The organism is uncultured Eubacterium sp., from assembly GCF_934561735.1.
Lineage (GTDB): Bacteria > Bacillota > Clostridia > Oscillospirales > Acutalibacteraceae > Eubacterium_R.
The window spans coordinates 181,617-204,902 of sequence record NZ_CAKTGT010000002.1; the positions used below are offsets into that span (position 1 = coordinate 181,617).

Here is a 23,286-nt window from a genome sequence, read left to right on the forward strand (position 1 = left end):
ACATTTTTTCGAATACCTATTGACAATGAAAAATGATAGAGTATAATAAATTAAGTTTTAAATATAAGAGGCGTATTATGAAAAAGATTTTTATTGACGGAAGTCAAGGTACAACCGGGTTAAAAATATACAAAAGATTTGAAAACAGAAGTGACATTGAACTTTTGCATATTGATGAAGCAAAAAGAAAAGATCCTGCCGAAAGAGCAAAGATGATAAACTCATCGGATATTACATTTTTATGCTTACCGGACGCAGCAAGCATTGAAGCTGTGAAGCTTGTTGAAAACGACAATGTTGTAATTATCGATACATCAACGGCTCACAGAACAAATCCCGAATGGGCATACGGTTTTCCTGAACTTGACAAAAAGTTCAGAGATAAAATTAAAACTTCAAAAAGAATTGCGGTTCCCGGATGTTATGCAAGCGGATTTAACAGCATTGTTTACCCGCTTATTTCCGAGGGAGTTATGCCAAGCGACTATCCTGTTACCTGCTATGCAATGAGCGGATACACAGGTGCCGGCAAAAAAGGAATTGCTCAATACGAATCTGCCGAAAGAGATCCGGAACTTGACTCACCTCGCCAATATGCGCTTACTCAGGAGCATAAACACCTTAAAGAAATGAAAGCAATAAGCGGTCTTGACAACACCCCGTTTTTTGCTCCTCATATTTGTGATTATCCACAAGGAATGGTTGTAAGTATTCCTCTTTTCAGCGATATGCTTACAAAAAAGTATACGCCGTCCGAAATATGCGAGATATTTAAAAAGCACTATGACGGCGAACAATTTGTTAAAGTAAGAGATTTAGGATACTCTTCAACGATGATAGGCTCAAACAATTTTGAAAACCGTGACGATATGGAAATAGAAATCAACGGCAACGATGACCGAATTCTTATTACTTCCCGTTTTGACAATTTGGGTAAAGGTGCAAGCGGTGCGGCAATCCAATGCTTAAACATCGTGCTTGGAATTGATGAAACAACAGGACTTAACTTAGGAGAATAGATATGGAATTTAAAGTAATTGAAGGCGGAATATGTGCGGCAAAAGGCTTCAAGGCAAACGGTACTTACTGTGGAATCAAAAGACCTACCAATGATACTCCGGACACTAAACACAAAAATGATATTTGCATTTTTGTATCGGATGTAGTATGCAACACGGCAGCCGTTTACACGCAAAACAAAGTAAAGGGTGCTCCGATACTTGTTACAAAAGCAAATCTTGAAAAAAGCGGCAACAAGGCTATTGCAGTGATTGCAAATTCAAAGAACGCCAACACCTGCAATGCAGACGGTGTTGAAAAGGCAGAAATGATGTGCGAAATGCTTGCAAATGAACTTAATGTTCCTAAAGAACAGGTTGTAGTTGCATCAACAGGCGTTATCGGTCAGGTTCTTCCGATTGAACCGATTAAAGACGGTATTCCCGATTTGGTAAAAGGACTTTGCTATAACAAAAATCTTGAAGCCGCTACCGCTATTATGACAACCGACACGGTAAAAAAAGAATATGCGGTAGAATTTGAAATCAACGGCACAAAATGTCACATCGGCGGTATGGCAAAAGGTTCGGGTATGATTCACCCGAACATGGCAACAACGCTCAACTTTATCACAACAGACTGTGCAATCTCGGCAGAACTTTTGCAAGAGGCTTTGTCCGAAATCGTTAAGGTTACATACAACTGCCTTTCGATTGACGGTGACACATCAACAAACGATATGGTAACCCTAATGGCAAACTGTTTGGCATTTAATGAAGAAATAACTGCTCACGGTGCTGAATTTGACACATTTAAATCTGCATTATACGAAGTTATGGCAAATCTTACGAGAATGCTCGCAAAAGACGGCGAAGGTGCAACAAAGCTGATTGAATGTATTACATCAGGTGCAAAGGACAAAGAAACAGCTATCACGGTGGCAAAAAGTGTTGTTTGTTCTTCCCTTTTTAAAGCCGCTATATTCGGAGAAGATGCTAACTGGGGAAGAATTCTTTGTGCGGTAGGCTATGCCGATGCAGAATTTGACATCAACAAAGTAGATGTTGATTTGAAGAGTGAAAAAGGGATTGTATCGGTTTGCAGAAACGGTGCGGGAATTGAGTTCAGCGAGGAAGAAGCGGCAAAAGTTTTATCTGACGATGAAATATATGTACTCATTAATCTCAATGACGGAAACGAAAGTGCAACTGCTTGGGGCTGTGATTTGACATACGACTATGTAAAAATTAACGGCGACTATCGCACCTGATAAAACGGAGGATAACAAACTATGAACACTAATATAGACAATGAAAGCAAAGCTCATATTATTGCGGAGGCTTTGCCGCATATTCAAAAATACAGAAAAAAGACCATTGTTGTAAAATACGGCGGCAACGCTATGATTAACGACGAACTCAAGGAAGCGGTTATGCGTGACCTTGTTCTTCTTACAACAGTAGGTATTAAAGTAGTTTTAGTGCATGGCGGAGGACCTGCAATAAACAAAACGCTTGATAAAATCGGAGTAGAAAGCAAGTTTGTTGACGGTTTGAGAGTAACGGACAAAGAAACTGTTGATGTTGTTCAAATGGTTCTTGCAGGCAAAGTCAACAAAGACCTTGTTTGCCAAATCGGAAACCTTGGCGGTCATGCAATCGGACTTTCCGGTATGGACGGAAATATGATAAAGTGCAAACCGCTTGACAGCGAGCACGGTTTTGTCGGTGAGATAACAGAAACAAATATGGAAGTTATCAGCGAAGTTTTGGCAAACAACTTTATTCCGGTTATTTCAACAATAGGATATGATGAACACGGTAATTGCTACAACATCAATGCCGATACGGTTGCCGCACAAATTGCCGGTGACTTAAAGGCAGAAGCACTCATTTCTATGACAGATATTGTTGGGCTTCTCAGAGATGTAAATGACGATAGTTCTAAAATTCAAAAAGTATTTATTTCCGACATTCCGGCTCTTATTGCGGACGGTATTATCAAAGGCGGAATGATACCTAAAATCGATTCTATGACACAGGCTATAAGAAACGGATGCACAAAGGCATTCATCATTGACGGACGCGTTCCGCATTCAATTCTTATTGAACTTCTTACCGATGAGGGTATGGGAACAATGTTTAAAGGCAGGTAAAATAATGAACACAAAAGAACTTGACAATCAATTTGTGGCACATTCCTACGGTCGATTTGATGTTTGTCTTTCAAAAGGTAAAGGCTCTACCCTTTATGACGAGAACGGCAAAAAATACATAGATTTCGGCTCCGGAATCGGTGTTACGGCATTCGGAATTTGTGATGACGAATGGGTTAAGGCAGTTGAGGAACAGCTTACTAAGGTACAGCACACAAGTAATTTATACTACACAGAACCTTGTGCGGAACTTGCAGAGCTTCTTTGCGAAAGAACAGGTATGTGTAATGTTTTCTTCGGCAACTCGGGAGCGGAAGCAAACGAAGGTGCCATTAAATTTGCAAGAAAATACAGTTTTGATAAATACGGCGAAGGTCGTTCAACAATAATCACACTTGTTGATTCGTTCCACGGAAGAACAATCACAACTCTTGCGGCGACGGGTCAGGATTGTTTTCACACAACATTTGGTCCGTTTACACCGGGATTTAAGTATTGTCCTGCAAACGATATTGAAAAGCTCAATGAAATGATAACAGACGATGTTTGTGCAATTATGTTTGAGTGCATTCAAGGCGAAGGCGGAGTTAACAACCTTTCACCGGAATTTGTAAAAGAAATTGAAAAAATCGCAAATGAAAAAGACATTCTTATGGTTGTTGACGAAGTTCAAACCGGCAACGGCAGAACGGGTAAATATTTTGCTTACCAAAACTTCGGAATTAAACCGGATATTGTATCAACGGCAAAAGGTCTTGCAGGCGGCTTGCCTATGGGTGCGGTTATATTCGGTGACAAACTGAAAGATACGGTTTCACCGGGCAGCCACGGTTCGACTTTCGGCGGAAATCCGATTGCGGCAGCAGGAGCCATCAGCATTGTAAAACGACTTGACGATGACTTTTTAATCGGGGTATCCGAAAAAAGCAAATACATAATTAATGAAATTTCAAAATGGAAAAATGTTGAAAGTATATCGGGTATGGGACTTATGCTCGGTATTCTTACAAACAAAGATGCGGGAGAAATTGCAAAGGAATGCCTGCAAAAAGGACTTCTTATTTTAACGGCTCACAAAAACAAGGTAAGACTGCTCCCTGCTCTTAACATTTCATTCGGCGAATTAAACGAAGGACTTAAAATATTGAAAGAGGTAATAGAAAAATGAAGCATTTACTCAAATTACAAGATTTAGACAAAGAAGAAATTCTTGATATTCTCAATTTGGCTGACCAACTTAAATACGAAAATCACAATGGAATCGAACACCACATTCTCAAGGGCAAAACACTCGGTATGATTTTCCAAAAAAGTTCGACAAGAACAAGAGTCAGCTTTGAAACAGGCATGTATCAGCTCGGCGGACAGGCTTTGTTCCTTTCTAACCGCGACCTTCAAATCGGCAGAGGCGAGCCTGTACAAGACACAGCAAGAGTTTTATCCCGTTACCTTGACGGTATTATGATAAGAACTTTTGAGCAAAAAGAAGTTGAAGACCTTGCGGAATACGGCTCAATTCCGATTATCAACGGCCTTACCGATTACTGCCACCCGTGTCAGGTTCTTGCAGACCTTATGACAATCAGAGAATACAAAAAAAGCTTTGACGGATTAAAATTCTGCTTTATCGGTGACGGCAACAATATGGCAAACAGCCTCATTGTCGGTGCAATCACAATGGGTATGGAATGTGCCATTGCCTGCCCTGACGATTACAAACCGGACGCAGAAATTATGAAGTGGGCAAACGAAAACGGCAAATTTACCTGTTCGTCGGACATTTTGGAATGTGCAAAGGGTGCGGACATTCTTTACACCGATGTTTGGGCATCAATGGGTCAGGAAGAAGAAAAGGCAGAAAGAGAAAAGATTTTCAAAAACTTCCAAATTAATGATGAAGTTATGGCGGTTGCAAACGATGATGCAATGGTTCTTCACTGCCTCCCTGCTCACAGAGAAGAAGAAATCACCGCAAAGGTATTTGAAGAACACGCAAACGAAATTTTTGACGAAGCGGAAAACAGACTTCACGCTCAAAAAGCCGTTTTGGTTAAATTATTACAGGATTGATATAAACAATGAACAACGAAGTATATATTTGCCTTGAAAACGGGCAAAAATTTAAAGGATTCCGCTTTGGTGCCGCTGGAGATGTAATCGGCGAACTTGTTTTTACAACAGGTATGTGCGGATACATCGAAACGCTTACAGACCCAAGCTACTACGGTCAAATCGTTATGCAAACATTTCCTCTTATCGGTAACTACGGTATGATAGAAGCCGATAAGGAAAGCAAAAAAAGCTATGTAAGCGCATACATTGTGCGTGAAAAATGCGACAATCCGTCAAACTTCAGATGTGAAGAAACACTTGAAAAATACTTAACGGATAACTGCATTGTCGGAGTTTACGGCGTTGATGTAAGAGAAGTTACAAAGACTATCCGTGAAGCCGGCGTAATGAATGCAATCATAACATCCAACCCGGACAAAGCTGATTTTGAAGCCGTAAAGAATTATGTAATAAAAGATGCGGTTAAATCCGTTTCAACAAGCAAAGCGGAACTTTATCCGAGCGAAGAACATAAGCATAATGTTGTTCTTATGGACTTTGGTGCAAAACAAAACATCATAAGAGAACTCAATTCAAGAGGCTGTAATGTGGCTGTTATGCCATATGACACCAAAGCCGATGACATATTAAAACTCGGCGTTGACGGAATTATGCTTTCAAACGGTCCCGGCGACCCTGCCGAAAATGCAGGAATTGTTGAGGAAATCAAAAAGTTAATAGGTAAAGTCCCTGTTTTCGGTATTTGCCTCGGTCATCAGCTTTTGGCACTTGCCATGGGCGGCGAAACGACAAAACTCAAATACGGACACAGAGGCGTTAACCAGCCTGTAAAAAATCTTGAAACAGGAAGAACATACATTTCTTCTCAAAACCACGGATATGCCGTTGTTAACGAAAGCATTGAAAAAGTTGGCGGAAAAATCAGCTATCTAAACGCAAACGACAACACCTGCGAAGGTGTGGAATATCCGGGTAAAAAAGCGTTTTCGGTACAATTTCACCCTGAAGCTTGCTCGGGTCCTAAAGACACAGAATTTATATTTGACAAATTTATTGATATGATGGAAGGTAAAGAATAATGCCTCTTAATAAAGACATAAAAAAAGTTCTTGTTATCGGTTCCGGTCCTATAGTAATCGGACAAGCCGCAGAATTTGACTATGCAGGTGCACAAGCTTGCAGAGTTTTGCGTGATGAAGGCATTGAGGTTGTTTTGGTTAACTCAAACCCGGCAACCATCATGACCGACAAAGCACTTGCCGACCATATTTATCTTGAACCTTTAACCGAAGAAACACTTAAAAGAATAATTGAAAAAGAAAGACCCGATTCTATTCTTTGCGGACTCGGAGGCCAAACAGGACTTACTCTCGGTATGCAGCTTGCAAAAGACGGCTATCTTGACGAAATGGGAGTTAAACTCCTCGGTACAAATGCCGAAGCAATAGACAAAGCAGAAGACAGACAGCTTTTCAGAGATACAATGCTTAAGCTTAACCAACCTGTTGTTCCGTCTGACATTGCAAATGATTTGGAAACTGCCGACAAAATTGCGGAAGAAATCGGTTATCCCGTTATTGTTCGCCCTGCGTTTACTCTCGGCGGTGCAGGCGGCGGTGTTGCATACAACAAAGAAGAACTCAACATCATCGCTAAAAACGGACTTATGCTCTCCCCTATTACTCAGGTGTTGGTAGAAAAATACATAGCCGGATGGAAAGAAATTGAGTTTGAAGTTATGCGTGACCATGTCGGCAATGTTATTGCAGTATGCTCAATGGAAAACTTTGACCCTGTCGGCGTTCATACGGGTGACAGCATAGTTATTGCTCCGGCTGTAACACTTTCGGACAAGGAATACCAAATGCTCCGTTCCGCTTCGCTTGATATTATCAGCGAACTTAAAATTGAAGGCGGATGCAACTGTCAGTTTGCACTTAATCCGGAAACATTTGAATACAGCGTTATTGAAGTTAACCCGAGAGTTTCGCGTTCTTCGGCACTTGCATCAAAGGCAACGGGTTACCCTATCGCAAAGGTTACAACCAAAATCGCACTGGGTTATACTCTTGATGAAATCAAAAACGATGTAACAGGCAAAACCTGTGCTTGTTTTGAACCTACGCTTGATTATGTAGTTGTTAAGCTTCCTAAGTGGCCGTTTGACAAATTTGTTCAGGCTTCGCGTAAACTCGGAACTCAGATGAAAGCAACGGGTGAAGTAATGAGCATTGCTCCGTCATTTGAGCAGGCTATTATGAAAGCTGTAAGAGGTGCTGAAATCTCGCTTGACACTCTCAACAACAAAGCACTTGACAATGTTGATATAATGAAACAGCTCCACAGTCAAGACGATTTGAGATTATTCACCGTATTCAAAGCACTTAAAAACGGTGTCAGCGTTGATGAAATTCACTCAATAACAATGATTGACGAGTGGTTCTTGTACAAATTAAAAAATCTTGCCGATTATGAAAAATCGATAACCGACAAGGCTTTGTCAAAAGAGGAATATCTAAAAGGAAAAAATCTCGGATATACAGACGAAGCACTTGAAAGAATCAGCGGCGGTGCACTTGCATTCCACAAGGATTGTGTATATAAAATGGTTGACACCTGCGCAGGTGAATTCAAAGCAGAAACACCGTATTTTTACTCAACATACGATGAACATTGCGAAAGCAGAGATTTGTCGAAATCGGGAAAAGAAAAAATTATCGTACTCGGTTCGGGACCTATCAGAATCGGTCAGGGTATCGAATTTGACTATTCTTCCGTGCACTGCGTATGGACTCTTAAAGAACTCGGATATGAGGTTATCCTTGTAAACAACAATCCCGAAACCGTATCTACCGACTTTGACACAGGCGACAGACTTTATTTTGAACCGCTTTGTCAGGAAGATATAATGAACATCATCAAGGTTGAAAAACCTATCGGTGTAGTTGTTGCGTTCGGCGGACAAACAGCCATTAAACTTACAAAATACCTTGACGAAAACGGAATAAAAATTCTCGGCACATCGGCTGAATCCATTGACATAGCCGAGGACAGAGAAAGATTTGACGAACTTCTTGAATCATTCGGAATATTCAGACCTAAGGGCGAATCCGTGATGACTCTTGATGAAGCACTCGAGGTTGCTCACAAGCTTGAATACCCTGTTTTACTCCGTCCGTCATATGTTATCGGCGGTCAAAATATGACAATCGCATACACGGATGACGATGTAAGGCAATATATGCAGATTATTCTTGAGCAAGGAATTGAAAATCCTGTTCTCGTTGACAAATATATGATGGGCACCGAGCTTGAAGTTGACTGCATAAGCGACGGAACGGATGTACTCATTCCGGGCATTATGGAGCATATAGAAAGAGCCGGAGTTCATTCCGGTGACTCAATAGCCGTTTATCCACCGTATAACCTTAACGACAAAATGCTGGAGCGTATTTGCGAGGTTTCGGAAAAGCTTGCTTTGTCACTCGGAACACAGGGACTTGTAAATATTCAATACCTGATTTATCAAAATGAACTTTATGTAATCGAAGTTAACCCGAGAGCATCAAGAACAATTCCCTATATCAGCAAAGTTACCGGCGTACCGATGGTTGAGCTTGCAACAAAAATTATGGTAGGCTCTTCGCTTAAAGAACTCGGATACGGAACGGGCTTATATCACATTCCGCCGTATTTTGCCGTTAAAGTGCCCGTATTCAGTTTTGAGAAGTTAAACGATGTAAACTCTCAACTCGGACCTGAAATGAAATCTACGGGTGAGGTGCTCGGCGTTGGCAAAAATCTTAAAGAAGCACTTTTCAAAGGTCTTGTAAGTGCAGGGTTTAAAGTTGACGCAAACAAGCACGGTCACGGTGTCCTCATCACAGTTACAAAACAAGACAGATACGAAATTGTAAATCTTGCAAAAAAGCTTGATGACCTTGGTGCAAAGCTTTATGCCACACCCGAAACCGCAAAGGAAATTCAAAGGCTCGGCATAAATGTAGGCATTGTAAACAAACTTCGTGAAGACAATTCCATTATGGACCTTGTTGAATCAGGCAAAATCGACTACATTGTATATACCGGCAAATCCGATAAAAAATCAATTTCAGATTATATCAAACTTCACAACAGAGCAAATCAGCTCGGTATTGCAACGCTGACATCTCTTGATACGGCAAATGCTCTTGCCGATATTATTGCATCAAAGTATAACCAAAACAACACAGAACTTGTTGACATCAACAATATGCGTAAAGAAAAAGGTATACTTAAATTTTCAAAAATGCACGGTACCGGAGATGACTACATATTCTTTAACAACCAATGCGGAATCATCACCTGCCCCGAAAGTTTTGCCATTGAATTTTGTGACAGGCATTATTCAATCGGCGGCAGCGGAATTGCTCTTATTGAAAGCAGCAACATTGCCGATGCCAAGATGAGAATCTTTAACCAAGACGGCAGTGAAGGCAATATGGCAGGAAACTGCATAAGATGCGTCGGCAAATTCCTTTATGACAATGACATTGTTAAAAAAGAAAAAATGAGCATCGAAACAAACGCAGGTGTTAAGCACCTTAAAGTATATACAAGAAACGGCAAAGTTACATCCGTTACCGTTCAAATGGGTAAGGCGACACTTAACCCGCACAAAGTCCCTGTAAATCTTGACGGTGAAAAAATTATTGACAGACCCGTAATCATAAACAACAACGAATACAACATTACCTGTGTATCGGTAGGTAATCCGCACGCAGTTATATTTGTTGAAAATGTTGACAAGGTTAATATTGAAACAATAGGACCTAAATTTGAAAATGCGGAAATTTTTCCTGAAAGAGTTAATACGGAATTTGTAAGGGTAATTAACAACAACACAATTAAAATGCGTGTTTGGGAGCGTGGAAACGGCGAAACTATGGCGTGCGGCACGGGTGCTTGTGCAGCGGTTGTTGCAGCTGTTGAAAACGGATATTGCAACAAAGGTGAGGACATTACCGTTAAGGTTCGCGGCGGTGACTTGATTGTAAATTACACGGATATGGGCATTACCCTTTCGGGTGACTGCAATCTTGTTTACAAAGGTGAAATCGAATACTAAAACATAACAAAAAGGCATCGCAAGTATACGCTTACGATGCCTTTTAAATTTAATCTGTTTTATTTTACCCAATAATTAAGGGTCATACATTTTGAATTAACAACAGTTCTTACATCATCGGCAGGAAGATTAGGTTTGATTGTACCATCACCAAGTGCTTTGTAAACATTTGCATAGCCCTCGTTATAATTCTTATCTTCAACTTCATTACCGTCTTTGTCTTTGTATGTTTTTTGTGTGCTCATATCAACCACATAAAGACAATTATTTGAGCAATTACCCTCATAATATGAACCGCCTTTGTAATCTTTAAGAGCGTTTACAACAGCCACTCTGTAATCTGTAACAACGCTTGTAAGGCAATTACCCATTGAGCTTTGGTCATATCCGTAACCGAAAGCATAAACCTGCTCACTCATTTTCCAAGTAGCTGTAAAGATTGATTCGGCTTGTGAATTGCCTCCGCCAAAGATAACCTGTGTTCCGTTGTTATACATTGTTTCGGCGATTGAAGAATACCTGTCTATCATTTCAAAATCAGTTGTATAGCAATACTCGTTTGTCATAGCAATACCGGTTGAAAGGCCCTGATTGTCTACATTTTCCCACTTATAGAACATATAGCCGTCTTTTGGAGGATCGGCAACAACAGACACATGGTCACCGCTTCTGTAAGAACCGGAACCTGTTCCGCCGTAAACAGTTACATCAAAAGTAGGAACATCGGATTTTACATAAACAGGAATAATTGTAATATCTTTATTTGTGACCTTAACATTAGTAGAAGGACTGTTTACATCTTCAACAGCATCTTTGTCATCACATTCCCAATGGTCAAAAGTCATTCCGCTTTCGGCTGCCGGAGCAGTAACCAAAGTGGTTGAATTTTCTTCAACATTGTATGTATCATAAAGAGATGAAAGAGAAAGATCGGCACTTTTTGCAACAATAATTTGAAATGTTTTTACATCTTTATATACAGCTTTAATTGTGCAATCACAATCGCCTACAAGAAGATTCATAGTTGATTTTTTATCAGAACTGATGTTTACTTTCTTATCTTTAACACCCTCTGTATTGCTCTTTACTTCCCAATGGTCGAAAGCTTTGCCTTTGGCAGGCTTATCGGCGGTAATAGTAACATTTTCACCGTCGGCATATACGCCGGAACCTAAACCGTTTTTAACTTTAACCTTATATGTTGTTTCTTTGCTGATTGTTATTTTTTGATATACAGGTTGAATAGTAAACGAATAGTCGTAATCCAAATCCTCTGCATCATAATTTGCATAGTCGCACAAAACAGGAATTCCGCTTTCATCTGCGGCTTTTGCAACACCTTGTACAAAACCGGCACCGTATGAAGCCGAGGACTTGTCTGAAACCGAACCGAGATATCCTACTTTGTTATAACCCTTTGCAACAGAAGTATAACCTGCAAGATAACCCGCCTGCAAAGTGTCGAATGTAACCGTCATAACATTATTAAATCCGTCAATGGTAGTACTGCCCTCAGCGTGAGGAGCGGCATCAACAAGAAGAAAATTAACATCTCCGAATTGCGGTGCATATTTGTCAACCGCTACAGCCATTTTTTCGCCCTGCATAACAATATATTTTGCCTTACCGTCAACTGCAAGTTTGATATACTTGCCTACTGTATCGGCATCAAGATTACCGTTATCGTCAACATTCGGCTGATAATAGCGACAAGACATATTCTCTTCTTCGGCAAATTCTTTTACACCGTTCCATGCGCTTTGGTTATAAGCACCGTCACTTATTGTACCGCCGTCGGTAATAAATACCATATCAAAATTTTTGCTCTCATTTTTTGAACAACCCACAAGTGCAAATACACCGCATAATGAAATTGCCAAAACAAGAATTACAGAAAGAAACTTTTTCATAATACTTTCCATAGCCTTTCAGTAAAAATATAACAAATTAATAATAACAAAATAAAGCGAGTTTTGCAATAGAATTTATGTAAAATTAATTTGATTTATATAATATTATAAGTTATAATTAATTTGCTGAAAGATTTGAGGTGATTTAATGCAATCAAAACAACTAAAATACATCAAAGAAATAACAGATTTCACACCCGAAATTGCAATAATTTTAGGTTCCGGACTCGGAGAACTTGCAAACGAAGTGTCACCTGTTGCCGAAATAGAATACAAAGACATACCCGATATGCCTGTTTCCACCGCACCGTCACATAAAGGAAAGTTTATTTTCGGTAAACTTGAAGGCAAAAATGTAGTTTTAATGCAAGGCAGAGTACACCTTTACGAAGGATATTCATCAAAACAAATTGCCGATATAATACGATTGCTTAAGGATTTGGGAGTTAACACTCTTATACTCACCAATGCCGCAGGCGGAATTAACAAAGAATTAAGCGTCGGTGATTTTATGCTCATAAACGATCATATCTCGTGTTTTATTGACAGTCCGCTAATCGGAGCAAATAACGAAAATTACGGCACGAGATTTCCGGATATGAGCAACGCTTATGACAAAGATTTGAAAAAACTTATAAAAAAAGTTGCATACAAAAACAATATAGAATTGAAAGAAGGCACGTATGTACAGCTCAAAGGTCCTCAATTTGAAACTCCGAGCGAAATAAAAATGCTTTCAGCTTTAAGTGCCGATGCAGTTGGCATGAGCACAGTTGTTGAAACAATTGCCGCCGTTCACTGCGGACTGAAAGTCGGTGCAATCAGTATGATTTCAAATATGGCGTGCGGAGTATACGATAAACCGCTTTCCGGCGAAGATGTTACGATTGCCGCAGAAAAAGCAGGACCTCAATTCAGAAAACTGATTAAAGAAATTATAAAGGCGTTATAATGAAAAATATAGATTTTAAAAACGGAAAGTTGTTTTTTCTTGACCAAACGACTTTGCCAAACAGAATTGAATACATAAATCCAAAAACAAAAGAAGATTACTACTACGCAATAAAAACTCTTCAAGTGCGTGGTGCACCTGCAATCGGTATTTTCGCAGGATATGCTATGGCACTTCTTGACGAAGATAAATATGAATTGAAGAAATATCTTGATTCCGCCCGACCGACAGCGGTTAATCTTTCATGGGCAACATCAAGAATGCTCAAGGCATACGAAAACGGAAAAGACCTTATTGACGAAGCCATAGCCATTCATAACGAAGATATTGAAATGTGCAAAAAAATCAGCGAATACGGACTTTCACTTCTCAAAGACGGTGACGGAATTCTTACCCACTGCAATGCCGGAGCACTTGCTACAAGCGAATACGGCACAGGGCTCGGACCGCTGCTTTTAGGTAAAGAAAAAGGATACACCTTCCACGCATACACGGACGAAACAAGACCGCTTTTGCAAGGTGCAAGGCTTACTTCATTTGAACTTGAAAAAGCCGGAATTGATGTTACGCTCATATGCGACAATATGGCAAGCCTTGTAATGAAACAAGGTAAAATTAACGCTGTACTTGTCGGAACAGACAGAATAGCCGCAAACGGTGACATAGCAAACAAAATCGGCACAAGCGGTGTTGCCATTCTCGCAAAGCACTATAATATTCCGTTTTATGTTCTCGGTCCGTATTCTACAATAGATTACAATTGTCCGACAGGCGACGATATTGTTATTGAAGAACGAGAGCCGAGTGAAATTAAAGAAATGTGGTACAAAGAACCTATGGCATTAAAGGAAACAAAATGCTATAACCCTGCATTTGATGTTACGGATAACGAACTTATAACCGCAATAATAACCGACAGAGGTATTATTCGTGCTCCGTTTAAGGAAAATTTGCAAAGGATAAAAGATAATGATTAAATTTACAAACGGTTTAGTATTAGATAAAGATTTTAACATTATTAAAGAAGATGTATTTGTTGACGGTGACAGCATTGTTGCCATAGGAGAATATGACAAAACAGCCGATACGGTGTATGATTTAAACGGAAATTTGCTTATGCCGTCATTTAAAAATGCACATACACATTCTGCGATGACATTCGGCCGTTCATTTGCAGATGATTTACCGCTTCAGCCGTGGCTGTATGATAAAATTTTTCCGCTTGAAGCAAAGCTTACACCGCAGGACATTTATGATTTATCAATGCTTGCATTTTTGGAATATCTTACAAGCGGCACAAGTGCATGCTTTGATATGTATTACTTCCCTGAAATGATGGCAAAGGCAAGCGTTGACTTTGGATTCAGAACCGTAATGACAAGCGGACTAAACAACTTCAAGGAAAGCATCGCCGCGGTTGAAGATTACTACAACAAATTCAACAATTATGACAGCCTTGTAAGCTACAAACTTGGTTTTCATGCTGAATACACAACCGATAAAGAACTGATAAAAGGCATTGCAAAACTTGCAGAAAAGTATCAAGCACCTGTTTTTACTCATGCAAGCGAAACAAAATCAGAAGTTGAGGATTGTATAAAAAGAAACGGTATGTCCCCTACTAAATATCTTGATTCTCTTGGAGTATTCAACTACGGCGGCGGAGCATATCACAGTGTTTGGATTGATGATGAAGATATTGAAATCTACAAAGAAAAAGGCATATGGGCAGTCATAAACGCTTGTTCAAATGCAAAGTTGGCATCAGGTATTGCTCCTGTATCAAAGCTTCTTAAAAGCGGTGTCAACATCGCCGTAGGTACTGACGGAGCAAGCAGTAACAATGCACTTGATATGTTCAGAGAAATGTATACAATTTGTGCAACTCAAAAGCTCAACGACAAAGACGCCGCTTCAACAGATGCGAATGACATTCTCAAAGCGTCAACAATCGGTTCGGCAAGATGTATGGGACTAACCGACTGCGATGTTATTGATGTTGGCAAAAAGGCAGATTTGACTGTAATTGATATGCACAGACCGAGTATGCAACCAATCAACAACATAACAAAAAACCTTGTTTACAGCGGCGGCAAGGATGTTGTTAAAATGACAATGATAAACGGCAAAATTTTATATGACAACAGCGAATTCAAAAACATTGACATTGAAAAAATTTACGCAAACGCACAAGCGGTTATAGACAGAATAAGATAATAAACACAAAGCACCTCCTCAAAATTGAGAAGGTGTTTTTTATAAAATAAAAAAAGCCTTGAAAACAAAAATTTCAAGGTTTTCTAAGGCTTCGGTGGAGCTGATAACCGGATTTGAACCGGTGACCTCATCCTTACCAAGGATGCACTCTACCGACTGAGCTATATCAGCATAATGGCGACCCGGAACGGGCTCGAACCGTCGACCTCCAGCGTGACAGGCTGGCGTTCTAACCAACTGAACTACCGGGCCATTTATCCTGCCTATAAATAATAACAGAATAGGCAGGCAATGTCAAGAATTATTTTAATAAATTTTAATTAAAGTGCCATAGTTTCGCAATAAAGGCAACGATATGTTCCCTTCTCATCGGTCAACTTGAAAATATGGTCTATATCCTCATTGTTTGAGATGCAACGAGGATTTGGGCACTTAATAACATTCTTAATTTCTTTTGGAAGAGAAAGGCTCTTTTTGTCGATTCTCTCACAGTTTTTTATAACATTAACGGTTGCATTCGGAGCAATGTATGCAATAACATCCAAATCCAAGTCCACAAGCTCGTTAATTTTAATAATATCCTTTACATCATTTTTCTTTGACTTTGCGTTTGTAATAATGGCAACCTGACAAGAAAGCTTGTCAAGAGAAAGGATATTATAAATCTGCATACCCTTGCCTGCCGGGATATGATCTATTACATAACCGTTTTCGATAGAATCAATATTCAAGATTGCCACCCCATTTCAATAAAGTCATAATAAGTGCCATACGGATATATTTGCCATTGAGTGCTTGTTCAAAATACTTTGCTCTCGGGTCGTCATCTACATCGGTAGAAATCTCGTTAACTCTCGGAAGCGGATGCATAACAGTCAAATCCTTTTTAGCATTGTCAAGCTTTTTCAAATCAAGGATATAAGCATCCTTGTGTTTCAAGTATTCTTCTTCGGAGAAAAAGCGTTCTCTTTGAATTCTTGTCATATAAAGAACATCAAGAGTAGGCATAACATCTTCAAGAGATTCCACCTGAACATATTCGGCACCGCTCGGAATAAGCACATCGGAGATAATATAATCCGGAACTTGCAGTTCTTTAGGTGCAATAAGTACAAACTTTACATTCTTATATCTGCACATAGCTTTAATGAGTGAGTGAACGGTTCTGCCGAACTTTAAGTCACCGCAAAGGCCGATTGTAATATCGCCGAGTTTCCCTTTTTCTCTGTAAATAGTTAAAAGGTCGGTAAGTGTTTGTGTTGGGTGAGCGTGTCCGCCGTCACCTGCATTGATAATCGGTACAAGTGTTCTTTTTGTTGCAACTCTCGGAGCACCCTCAAGAGGATGACGCATGGCAATTATATCCGCATAATTTGACACTATACGAACAGTATCTTCAACAGTTTCACCCTTTGAAGCAGAGGTGGAATCCGCAGAAGAAAATCCAAGAACATTTCCGCCAAGCTCGTACATAGCCGCTTCAAACGAAAGACGGGTACGGGTGCTCGGCTCAAAGAACAATGTTGCAAGCTTTTTACCGTCGCACACATGAGCGTATTTTTGCTTATTTTCGATAATATCGGTTGCAAGAGCAATCATATCATCAATTTCTTCAAGTGTTAAATCGGTTGTATCTAATAAATGACGCATTTATTGTACCTCCATTATTATGCCTTTGCACCGTTAATTTCAAGATATGCCTTAATTCTTGCAACATTCTCGGCATTCTTTTCATCTTCTTCAAGATATTCAATAATGTCGTAAACATCAACAACGCTGTATACAGGGAAGCCATACTCTTCTCCAACCTCTGCGATTGCAGATTTATCGGTTTGACCCTTTTCCTTACGGTCAACCATAACAAACGTTGCGGCAACTTTTGTGCCCTCAATCTTTGAAAGAATAGCCATACTTTCTCTGATAGCTGTACCTGCGGTTACAACATCCTCAACAATGACGATTTCTTCGCCCGGTTGAGGCTTGTATCCAACAAACACACCGCCCTCGCCGTGGTCTTTTTCTTCTTTTCTGTTAAAGAAGAACGGAACATCAAGACCTTGCTTTGCAAGAGCAACGGCAACCGAAACCGCAATAGGAATACCCTTGTATGCCGGACCGTAAAGAACAGCCTTTTTATTGCCTACTTTTTCAAAATAAGCTTTTGCATAAAATTCGCCGAGTTTTGAAATCTGCTCACCTGTTTTAATTTCGCCTGCATTGATAAAATATGGGATTTTTCTTCCGCTTTTTGCAGTGAAATCACCAAACTTTAACACTCCGGCACTTTCCAAAAATTGAATAAATTCTCTTTTGTAGCTTTCCATAATGTCCTCCTAAATATATTAACCGATAAATTCTGCACAGCATCTTCTGTAAGCTGCAACAGGGTCATCCGCTTGTGTAATAGGTCTGCCTACAACGATATAGTCAGAGCCGATTTCTTTTGCCTTTTCCGGAGTGGTAACACGAACTTGGTCGCCCACCTCACCGTCGGCAAATCTTACACCCGGAGTAACGGTAATGAAATCGGATGAGCAAGCATCCTTAACCATTCCTGCTTCAAGCGGTGAACAAACAACACCGTCAAGACCTGCTTCTTTGGCATTTTGTGCATATTTAACGATTGTATCATTAATTGACGCATTAATGAGAAGTTCGTTTTGCATACGCTCCTCACTTGTTGAAGTAAGCTGTGTTACGGCAATCAAAATAGGACGAGTGCCATCCTCACGAGTAAGTCCCTCAAGAGCGGCTTTCATCATATCAATTGTGCCTGCGGCGTGAAGATTTGTCATATCAACATCAAGTTTTGACAAAACAGCCATTGACTTTTTTACTGTATTTGGAATATCGTGAAGCTTTAAATCAAGAAAAATCTTGTGACCTCTACGCTTAATTTCTCTTACAATTTCAGGACCTTCGGCATAAAAAAGTTCCATACCGATTTTTACAAAAGGCTTTTCTTCCGTAAACTTGTCAAGAAACTCAAATGTGTCTTTTGCACTTGCAAAGTCGCAAGCAATGATTACATCTTTTCCCATTAATCAATCACTCCTATAATATCACTTAATTTGTTTATGCCTAATTTTTCACATTCAATCGGCAATGCTTCAATTATCTCTTTGCAGACATACGGATTAACAAGATTTGCCGCTCCGACCTGAACAGCAGTTGCACCTGCCATCATCATTTCAATAACATCTTTTGCAATGCTGACGCCGCCGCATCCCATAACAGGAATATTGCAAGCCTTTGAAACCTGATAAACCATTCTGACTGCCACAGGGAATATTGCGTCACCGCTGAAGCCGCCCATTGTATTGGCAATAACAGGTTGTCTGCGTTTAATGTCAACTCTCATACCGAGCATAGTATTAATAAGGCAAATACCGTCCGCACCGGCTTCTTCACACGCTTTTGCAATAGATACAATATCCGTTACATTTGGTGAAAGTTTAATAAATACAGGCTTCGATGTAACTGCCTTAACCGCCTTTGTAACCTCTGCCGCAGCCTCGGGAGATGTGCCAAACGACATTCCGCCGCCGTGAACATTTGGGCAAGAAACATTGACCTCTAAAATGCCGACCTGTTCTTCCCTGTCAAGAAGTTCACAGGTATAAGCATAATCTTCCACGCTGAAGCCCGAAACATTTGCTATAACAGGCTTGTGGAAGTATTTTTTCATTTCCTGTAGTTCGTGCTCAATAACATGATGAACACCGGGATTTTGAAGTCCGACAGCGTTAATCATTCCGTTTTTACATTCTGCAATTCTTGGAGTAGGATTACCAAAACGGGCGTCTTTTGTTGTTCCCTTGAATGAAAACGAACCGAGAATGTTTATATCATAAAAATCCTTAAATTCATTACCAAAACCGAATGTACCCGATGCCGGCACAATAGGATTGTCCATTTTCATTCCTGCAAGGTTAACCGATAAATCTACCATATAATTTCCTCCTTAACAAGAACAGGACCATCCTTACAAATTCGTTTGTTGCCGTATTTTGTTTTGCAAGAGCAACCCATACATGCACCAAAGCCACAACCCATACGCTCTTCAAAGCTGAACTGACCCGAAGTTTCGGTTGCGTTATAAACAGCTTTGAACATAGGAAGCGGACCGCAGGTATAGAAATAATCGTAATCAATATCTTTCATTGCATCGGTTACAAAACCTTTAATTCCGTAAGAACCGTCAACCGTTGTAACATAAGTATCACAGCCGAGTGCCTTAAACTCCTGCTCATAAAAAATCTCTTTAGCCGTATTAAATCCGAGAACGACCGACACCTTTTGTCCGTCTTTTATAAGAGCTTTTGCAAGATTATACATAGGCGGAACACCTACGCCACCGCCTATAAGAAGCGGTTTTGTGGATTTTGAAATATCATAACCGTTGCCGAGTCCCGTAAGGACATCAAGCACTTCTCCGACAGCAAGATGTTTCATCTGCTCTGTTCCCTCACCTACAACCTTGTAGATAATTGTGATTGTGTCATCACTGTAATCACAAACAGAAATAGGTCTGCGTAAAAACCTGCCATCAAGTTGTATATTTATGAACTGTCCCGGAGCGGTGATATATTGTGTATCACCGCCGAGAACCATTTTATATACATCTTCGGTTAAAGCATCATTTGATAAAATTTTATATTTATTCTGCTTATACATAAATTATCCTTTATTCTGCATCAATAGTTGATACGCCGAGTGTAATTTCTTCAAGTACATCAAGAAGGACCTTAACGGTATCAAGAGATGTAAACATAGTAACATTATTATCAACTGCCGCTCTTCTGATTTCCGAGCCGTCCGAATGGCTGTCGCCTGCATTGATGTCAATGGTATTGATTACATATGCAATGTGACCCTGACGAAGAGCCTTGAGAATTTCGTCACTTTCATCGGCAGTAAGCTTTTGACGAACTCTTGTTCTTATGCCATGCTCTTTAAGATATTTTGCCGTACCCTCTGTTGCTTCAATATTAAATCCGAGGTCATAAAATCTCTTGATAAGCGGCAAAGCTGTAGGCTTATCTTGGTCAGCGATTGTAACCAAAACCGTGCCGTAGTTTGCAACATTCATACCCGAAGCCTGAATAGCCTTGTAAAGTGCTCTTGTGAGCGACTTATCATAGCCGATAGCTTCACCGGTTGATTTCATTTCAGGTGAAAGATAAGTGTCCATACCCTTGAGCTTACTGAACGAGAAAGCCGGAGCTTTAACATACCAACGCTTCTTTTCAGGCTGATAAACATTTGTATATCCTTGTTCCTTTAAACTATGGCCGAGAATAACCTGTGTGGCAATGTGAGCCATAGGTACACTTGTTGCCTTTGAAAGGAACGGAACCGTACGGGACGAACGAGGGTTAACTTCGATTACAAATACATCATCATTTTCATCGGCGATAAACTGAATATTGTAAAGTCCGACAATTCCGATTGCCTTGCCGAGTTTAACGGTATAGTCAATGATTGTGTCCTTAACCTTTTGGCTTGCCGTAAATGTTGGATAAACGGAAATACTGTCGCCTGAGTGAACGCCTGTTCTCTCAACATGCTCCATAATACCCGGAATAAAGACATCATTGCCGTCACAAATAGCATCAATTTCGAGCTCTCTGCCCATAATGTACTTGTCAACAAGTACAGGCTGCTCCGTATTAATTTCTACTGCTGTTTGAAGATAATGGCGAAGCGATTCTTCATTTGCAACAATTTGCATTGCACGGCCGCCGAGAACAAATGACGGACGAACAAGAACAGGATAACCGATTTTTTCGGCAACTCTTACGCCCTCTTCAATATCTATTACAGCCTCACCCTTTGGTTGAGGAATGCCGAGGTCGTTCATAACCCTTTCAAAAGAATCTCTGTTTTCTGCTCTGTCAATAGCTTCAACATCTGTGCCGATAATCGGAACACCGAGAGCGTCAAGAGGCGGTGCAAGGTTAATAGCCGTCTGTCCGCCGAGTGAAACAACGATTCCGAGTGGCTTTTCAAGTTCGATAACATTCATAACATCTTCAACTGTGAGCGGCTCAAAATAGAGTTTGTCTGATGTTGTGTAGTCGGTTGAAACAGTTTCAGGGTTATTATTGATAATAATAGCCTCATAACCTGCATCTCTGATTGACCAGATTGCGTGAACGGTTGAATAGTCAAATTCTACACCCTGACCGATACGGATAGGACCCGAGCCGAGAACTATAATCTTCTTTTTATCGCTTACAATCGACTCATTTTCCTGCTCATATGTTGAGTAGAAATACGGAACATAACTGTCGAACTCCGATGCACAGGTATCAATCATTTTGTATACAGGGAAAATTTTGTTAGCCTTACGAAGATTAAATACTTCGGCTTCTGTCATACCCCAAACCTGACCGATATATTTATCGGAAACGCCCATCTTCTTTGCATCCTTAAGAGTTTCAACATCGCCGATATTGCTCTTAAGAGTCTGTTCAAAATCTGTAATATTCTTGAACTTATCAAGGAAAAACATATCTATTTTGGTGTCGTTATAAATCATATTAAGGTCAACACCGAGGCGGATAAGTTGAGCGATTGCAAAAAGTCTGTCATCTGTGCCGATTTTGATATATTCCAAAAGTTCGTCGGCAGAATATGTATCAAACTTTTTGTTATAAAGGTGGCAAACACCGGTTTCGAGTGAACGAATAGCTTTGAGAAGTGATTCCTCCATTGTTCTGCCGATAGCCATAACTTCACCGGTTGCTTTCATTTGAGTGTTGAGCGAGTTGTTGGCATCCGCAAACTTGTCAAACGGGAAGCGTGCAATTTTTGTTACAACATAGTCGAGCGTAGGCTCAAATGACGCAGGAGTGTTTGCAATTTGAATTTCATCGAGGTGCATACCAACAGAAATCTTTGCAGAAACTCTTGCGATAGGATAACCCGAAGCCTTTGACGCAAGTGCCGAAGAACGGGAAACTCTCGGGTTAACTTCAATCAAATAATATTGGAACGAAAGCGGGTCAAGTGCAAACTGAACATTGCAACCGCCCTCAATTTTAAGTTCTCTGATAATCTTGAGTGCACTGTCACGAAGCATATGATACTCTTTGTTTGTAAGAGTTTGTGACGGAGCAACAACAATACTGTCGCCTGTGTGAATACCTACAGGGTCAATGTTTTCCATATTACAAATGGTGATAGCGGTATCGTTTGCATCACGCATTACTTCATATTCAATTTCCTTGTAGCCCTTGATTGACTTTTCAACAAGAACCTGGTGAACAGGAGAAAGTGCAAGTGCATTTTTAAGCATAAGTTCACATTCTTCCTCATCATCGGCAAAGCCGCCGCCTGTACCGCCAAGGGTAAATGCAGGACGAAGAACAACGGGATAGCCGATGTCACGGGCAGCCTGCAAGCCTTCTTCAAGAGTATTTGCAATTTCTGACGGAAGAACAGGTTCGCCAAGGCTTTCGCACAAGTCCTTGAACAATTCTCTGTCCTCTGCTCTTTCGATAGCTTCAAAACTTGTACCGAGAATTTCTACATCGCATTCCTGAAGAACGCCCTTTTTAGCAAGCTGAACGGCAAGGTTAAGACCTGTTTGACCGCCGAGCGACGGAAGAATGGCATCAGGTCTTTCGTGACGGATAATTCTTGCAACATATTCAAGATTGAGAGGCTCCATATAAACCTTATCTGCAATGTCGGTATCTGTCATAATTGTTGCAGGGTTTGAGTTGATAAGAACAACTTCGTAACCCTCTTCACGGAGTGCAAGACAAGCCTGTGTGCCCGAATAGTCAAACTCTGCGGCTTGTCCGATGACAATAGGGCCTGAACCTATTACCAATACCTTATGTATATCTGTGCGTTTTGGCAT

General features: G+C 40.3%; 18 protein-coding genes and 2 tRNA genes. 10 read left to right on the forward strand and 10 right to left on the reverse strand.

Going from position 1 to position 23,286, the window contains the following annotated elements:
* Window positions 1-74 precede the first annotated feature (74 nt).
* The 7 genes from argC to carB (Q0E08_RS02905) are packed head-to-tail and all read left to right on the forward strand — an operon-like array spanning window position 75 to window position 10,334.
* Window positions 75-1,019: an N-acetyl-gamma-glutamyl-phosphate reductase gene (gene argC / locus Q0E08_RS02875; protein ID WP_294776885.1), complete on the forward strand. Its 945-nt coding sequence runs from the start codon at window positions 75-77 to the stop codon at window positions 1,017-1,019.
* Between the two features lie 2 nt (window positions 1,020-1,021).
* Window positions 1,022-2,269 (forward strand): bifunctional glutamate N-acetyltransferase/amino-acid acetyltransferase ArgJ, encoded by a 1,248-nt coding sequence (argJ, locus tag Q0E08_RS02880; protein ID WP_294776121.1) that lies wholly within the window; start codon window positions 1,022-1,024, stop codon window positions 2,267-2,269.
* Between the two features lie 21 nt (window positions 2,270-2,290).
* Window positions 2,291-3,154 carry an acetylglutamate kinase gene (argB, locus tag Q0E08_RS02885; protein ID WP_294776124.1) on the forward strand — a complete coding sequence of 288 codons (864 nt, stop codon included), beginning with the start codon at window positions 2,291-2,293 and terminating at the stop codon, window positions 3,152-3,154.
* Between the two features lie 4 nt (window positions 3,155-3,158).
* Complete coding sequence (locus tag Q0E08_RS02890; RefSeq protein WP_294776127.1) at window positions 3,159-4,322, forward strand: aspartate aminotransferase family protein; 1,164 nt, start codon at window positions 3,159-3,161, stop codon at window positions 4,320-4,322.
* Window positions 4,319-5,224 carry an ornithine carbamoyltransferase gene (gene argF / locus Q0E08_RS02895; protein ID WP_294776130.1) on the forward strand — a complete coding sequence of 302 codons (906 nt, stop codon included), beginning with the start codon at window positions 4,319-4,321 and terminating at the stop codon, window positions 5,222-5,224. The genes Q0E08_RS02890 and argF overlap by 4 nt, the downstream gene beginning before the upstream one ends.
* Before the next feature lie 8 nt (window positions 5,225-5,232).
* Window positions 5,233-6,306, forward strand: a complete 1,074-nt coding sequence (locus Q0E08_RS02900) for a carbamoyl phosphate synthase small subunit (RefSeq protein WP_294776132.1) — start codon at window positions 5,233-5,235, stop codon at window positions 6,304-6,306.
* Window positions 6,306-10,334 carry a carbamoyl-phosphate synthase large subunit gene (gene carB / locus Q0E08_RS02905; RefSeq protein WP_294776135.1) on the forward strand — a complete coding sequence of 1,343 codons (4,029 nt, stop codon included), beginning with the start codon at window positions 6,306-6,308 and terminating at the stop codon, window positions 10,332-10,334. Before Q0E08_RS02900 ends, carB (Q0E08_RS02905) begins: the two co-directional genes overlap by 1 nt.
* A 59-nt stretch (window positions 10,335-10,393) precedes the next feature.
* Here carB (Q0E08_RS02905) and Q0E08_RS02910 read toward each other — a convergent pair whose 3' ends face one another.
* The gene (locus tag Q0E08_RS02910; protein ID WP_294776139.1) at window positions 10,394-12,244 is read right to left on the reverse strand and encodes a BMP family ABC transporter substrate-binding protein; all 1,851 of its coding nucleotides are present in this window, start codon (window positions 12,242-12,244) and stop codon (window positions 10,394-10,396) included.
* A 148-nt stretch (window positions 12,245-12,392) separates the two neighbouring features.
* Here Q0E08_RS02910 and Q0E08_RS02915 point away from each other — a divergent pair, with 148 nt between their 5' ends.
* Genes Q0E08_RS02915 through Q0E08_RS02925 form a run of 3 tightly spaced genes read left to right on the forward strand, consistent with a single transcriptional unit; the run spans window position 12,393 to window position 15,413 of the window.
* The gene (locus tag Q0E08_RS02915; protein WP_294776141.1) at window positions 12,393-13,196 is read left to right on the forward strand and encodes a purine-nucleoside phosphorylase; all 804 of its coding nucleotides are present in this window, start codon (window positions 12,393-12,395) and stop codon (window positions 13,194-13,196) included.
* The gene (mtnA, locus tag Q0E08_RS02920; RefSeq protein ID WP_294776144.1) at window positions 13,196-14,173 is read left to right on the forward strand and encodes an S-methyl-5-thioribose-1-phosphate isomerase; all 978 of its coding nucleotides are present in this window, start codon (window positions 13,196-13,198) and stop codon (window positions 14,171-14,173) included. Before Q0E08_RS02915 ends, mtnA begins: the two co-directional genes overlap by 1 nt.
* Window positions 14,166-15,413, forward strand: a complete 1,248-nt coding sequence (locus Q0E08_RS02925; protein WP_294776147.1) for an amidohydrolase — start codon at window positions 14,166-14,168, stop codon at window positions 15,411-15,413. The genes mtnA and Q0E08_RS02925 overlap by 8 nt, the downstream gene beginning before the upstream one ends.
* 95 nt (window positions 15,414-15,508) lie before the next feature.
* On the opposite strand, the gene Q0E08_RS02930 is transcribed toward Q0E08_RS02925, so the two are convergent.
* The 9 genes from Q0E08_RS02930 to carB (Q0E08_RS02970) form a co-directional block, all read right to left on the reverse strand.
* Window positions 15,509-15,584 (reverse strand) — tRNA-Thr (locus Q0E08_RS02930).
* A 4-nt stretch (window positions 15,585-15,588) separates the two neighbouring features.
* A tRNA-Asp gene (locus tag Q0E08_RS02935) sits at window positions 15,589-15,665 on the reverse strand.
* Between the two features lie 68 nt (window positions 15,666-15,733).
* Window positions 15,734-16,147, reverse strand: coding sequence for an aspartate carbamoyltransferase regulatory subunit (locus Q0E08_RS02940; protein ID WP_367118521.1), 414 nt, complete (start codon window positions 16,145-16,147; stop codon window positions 15,734-15,736).
* Entirely contained in the window at window positions 16,134-17,063 is a 930-nt protein-coding gene (pyrB, locus tag Q0E08_RS02945) for an aspartate carbamoyltransferase (RefSeq protein WP_294776154.1), read from the reverse strand. The genes Q0E08_RS02940 and pyrB overlap by 14 nt, the downstream gene beginning before the upstream one ends.
* Before the next feature lie 17 nt (window positions 17,064-17,080).
* Window positions 17,081-17,737 (reverse strand): orotate phosphoribosyltransferase, encoded by a 657-nt coding sequence (gene pyrE, locus Q0E08_RS02950; protein ID WP_290907531.1) that lies wholly within the window; start codon window positions 17,735-17,737, stop codon window positions 17,081-17,083.
* 18 nt (window positions 17,738-17,755) lie between these two features.
* A complete protein-coding gene (gene pyrF, locus Q0E08_RS02955) occupies window positions 17,756-18,454 on the reverse strand; it encodes an orotidine-5'-phosphate decarboxylase (protein WP_294776158.1) in 699 nt (232 codons plus the stop codon).
* Window positions 18,454-19,365 carry a dihydroorotate dehydrogenase gene (locus Q0E08_RS02960; protein ID WP_294776161.1) on the reverse strand — a complete coding sequence of 304 codons (912 nt, stop codon included), beginning with the start codon at window positions 19,363-19,365 and terminating at the stop codon, window positions 18,454-18,456. Before Q0E08_RS02960 ends, pyrF begins: the two co-directional genes overlap by 1 nt.
* Window positions 19,359-20,090, reverse strand: a complete 732-nt coding sequence (locus Q0E08_RS02965) for a dihydroorotate dehydrogenase electron transfer subunit (RefSeq protein WP_294776164.1) — start codon at window positions 20,088-20,090, stop codon at window positions 19,359-19,361. The genes Q0E08_RS02960 and Q0E08_RS02965 overlap by 7 nt, the downstream gene beginning before the upstream one ends.
* A gap of 10 nt (window positions 20,091-20,100) precedes the next feature.
* On the reverse strand, window positions 20,101-23,286 hold the full coding sequence (gene carB / locus Q0E08_RS02970) for a carbamoyl-phosphate synthase large subunit (protein ID WP_294776167.1): 3,186 nt from the start codon (window positions 23,284-23,286) through the stop codon (window positions 20,101-20,103).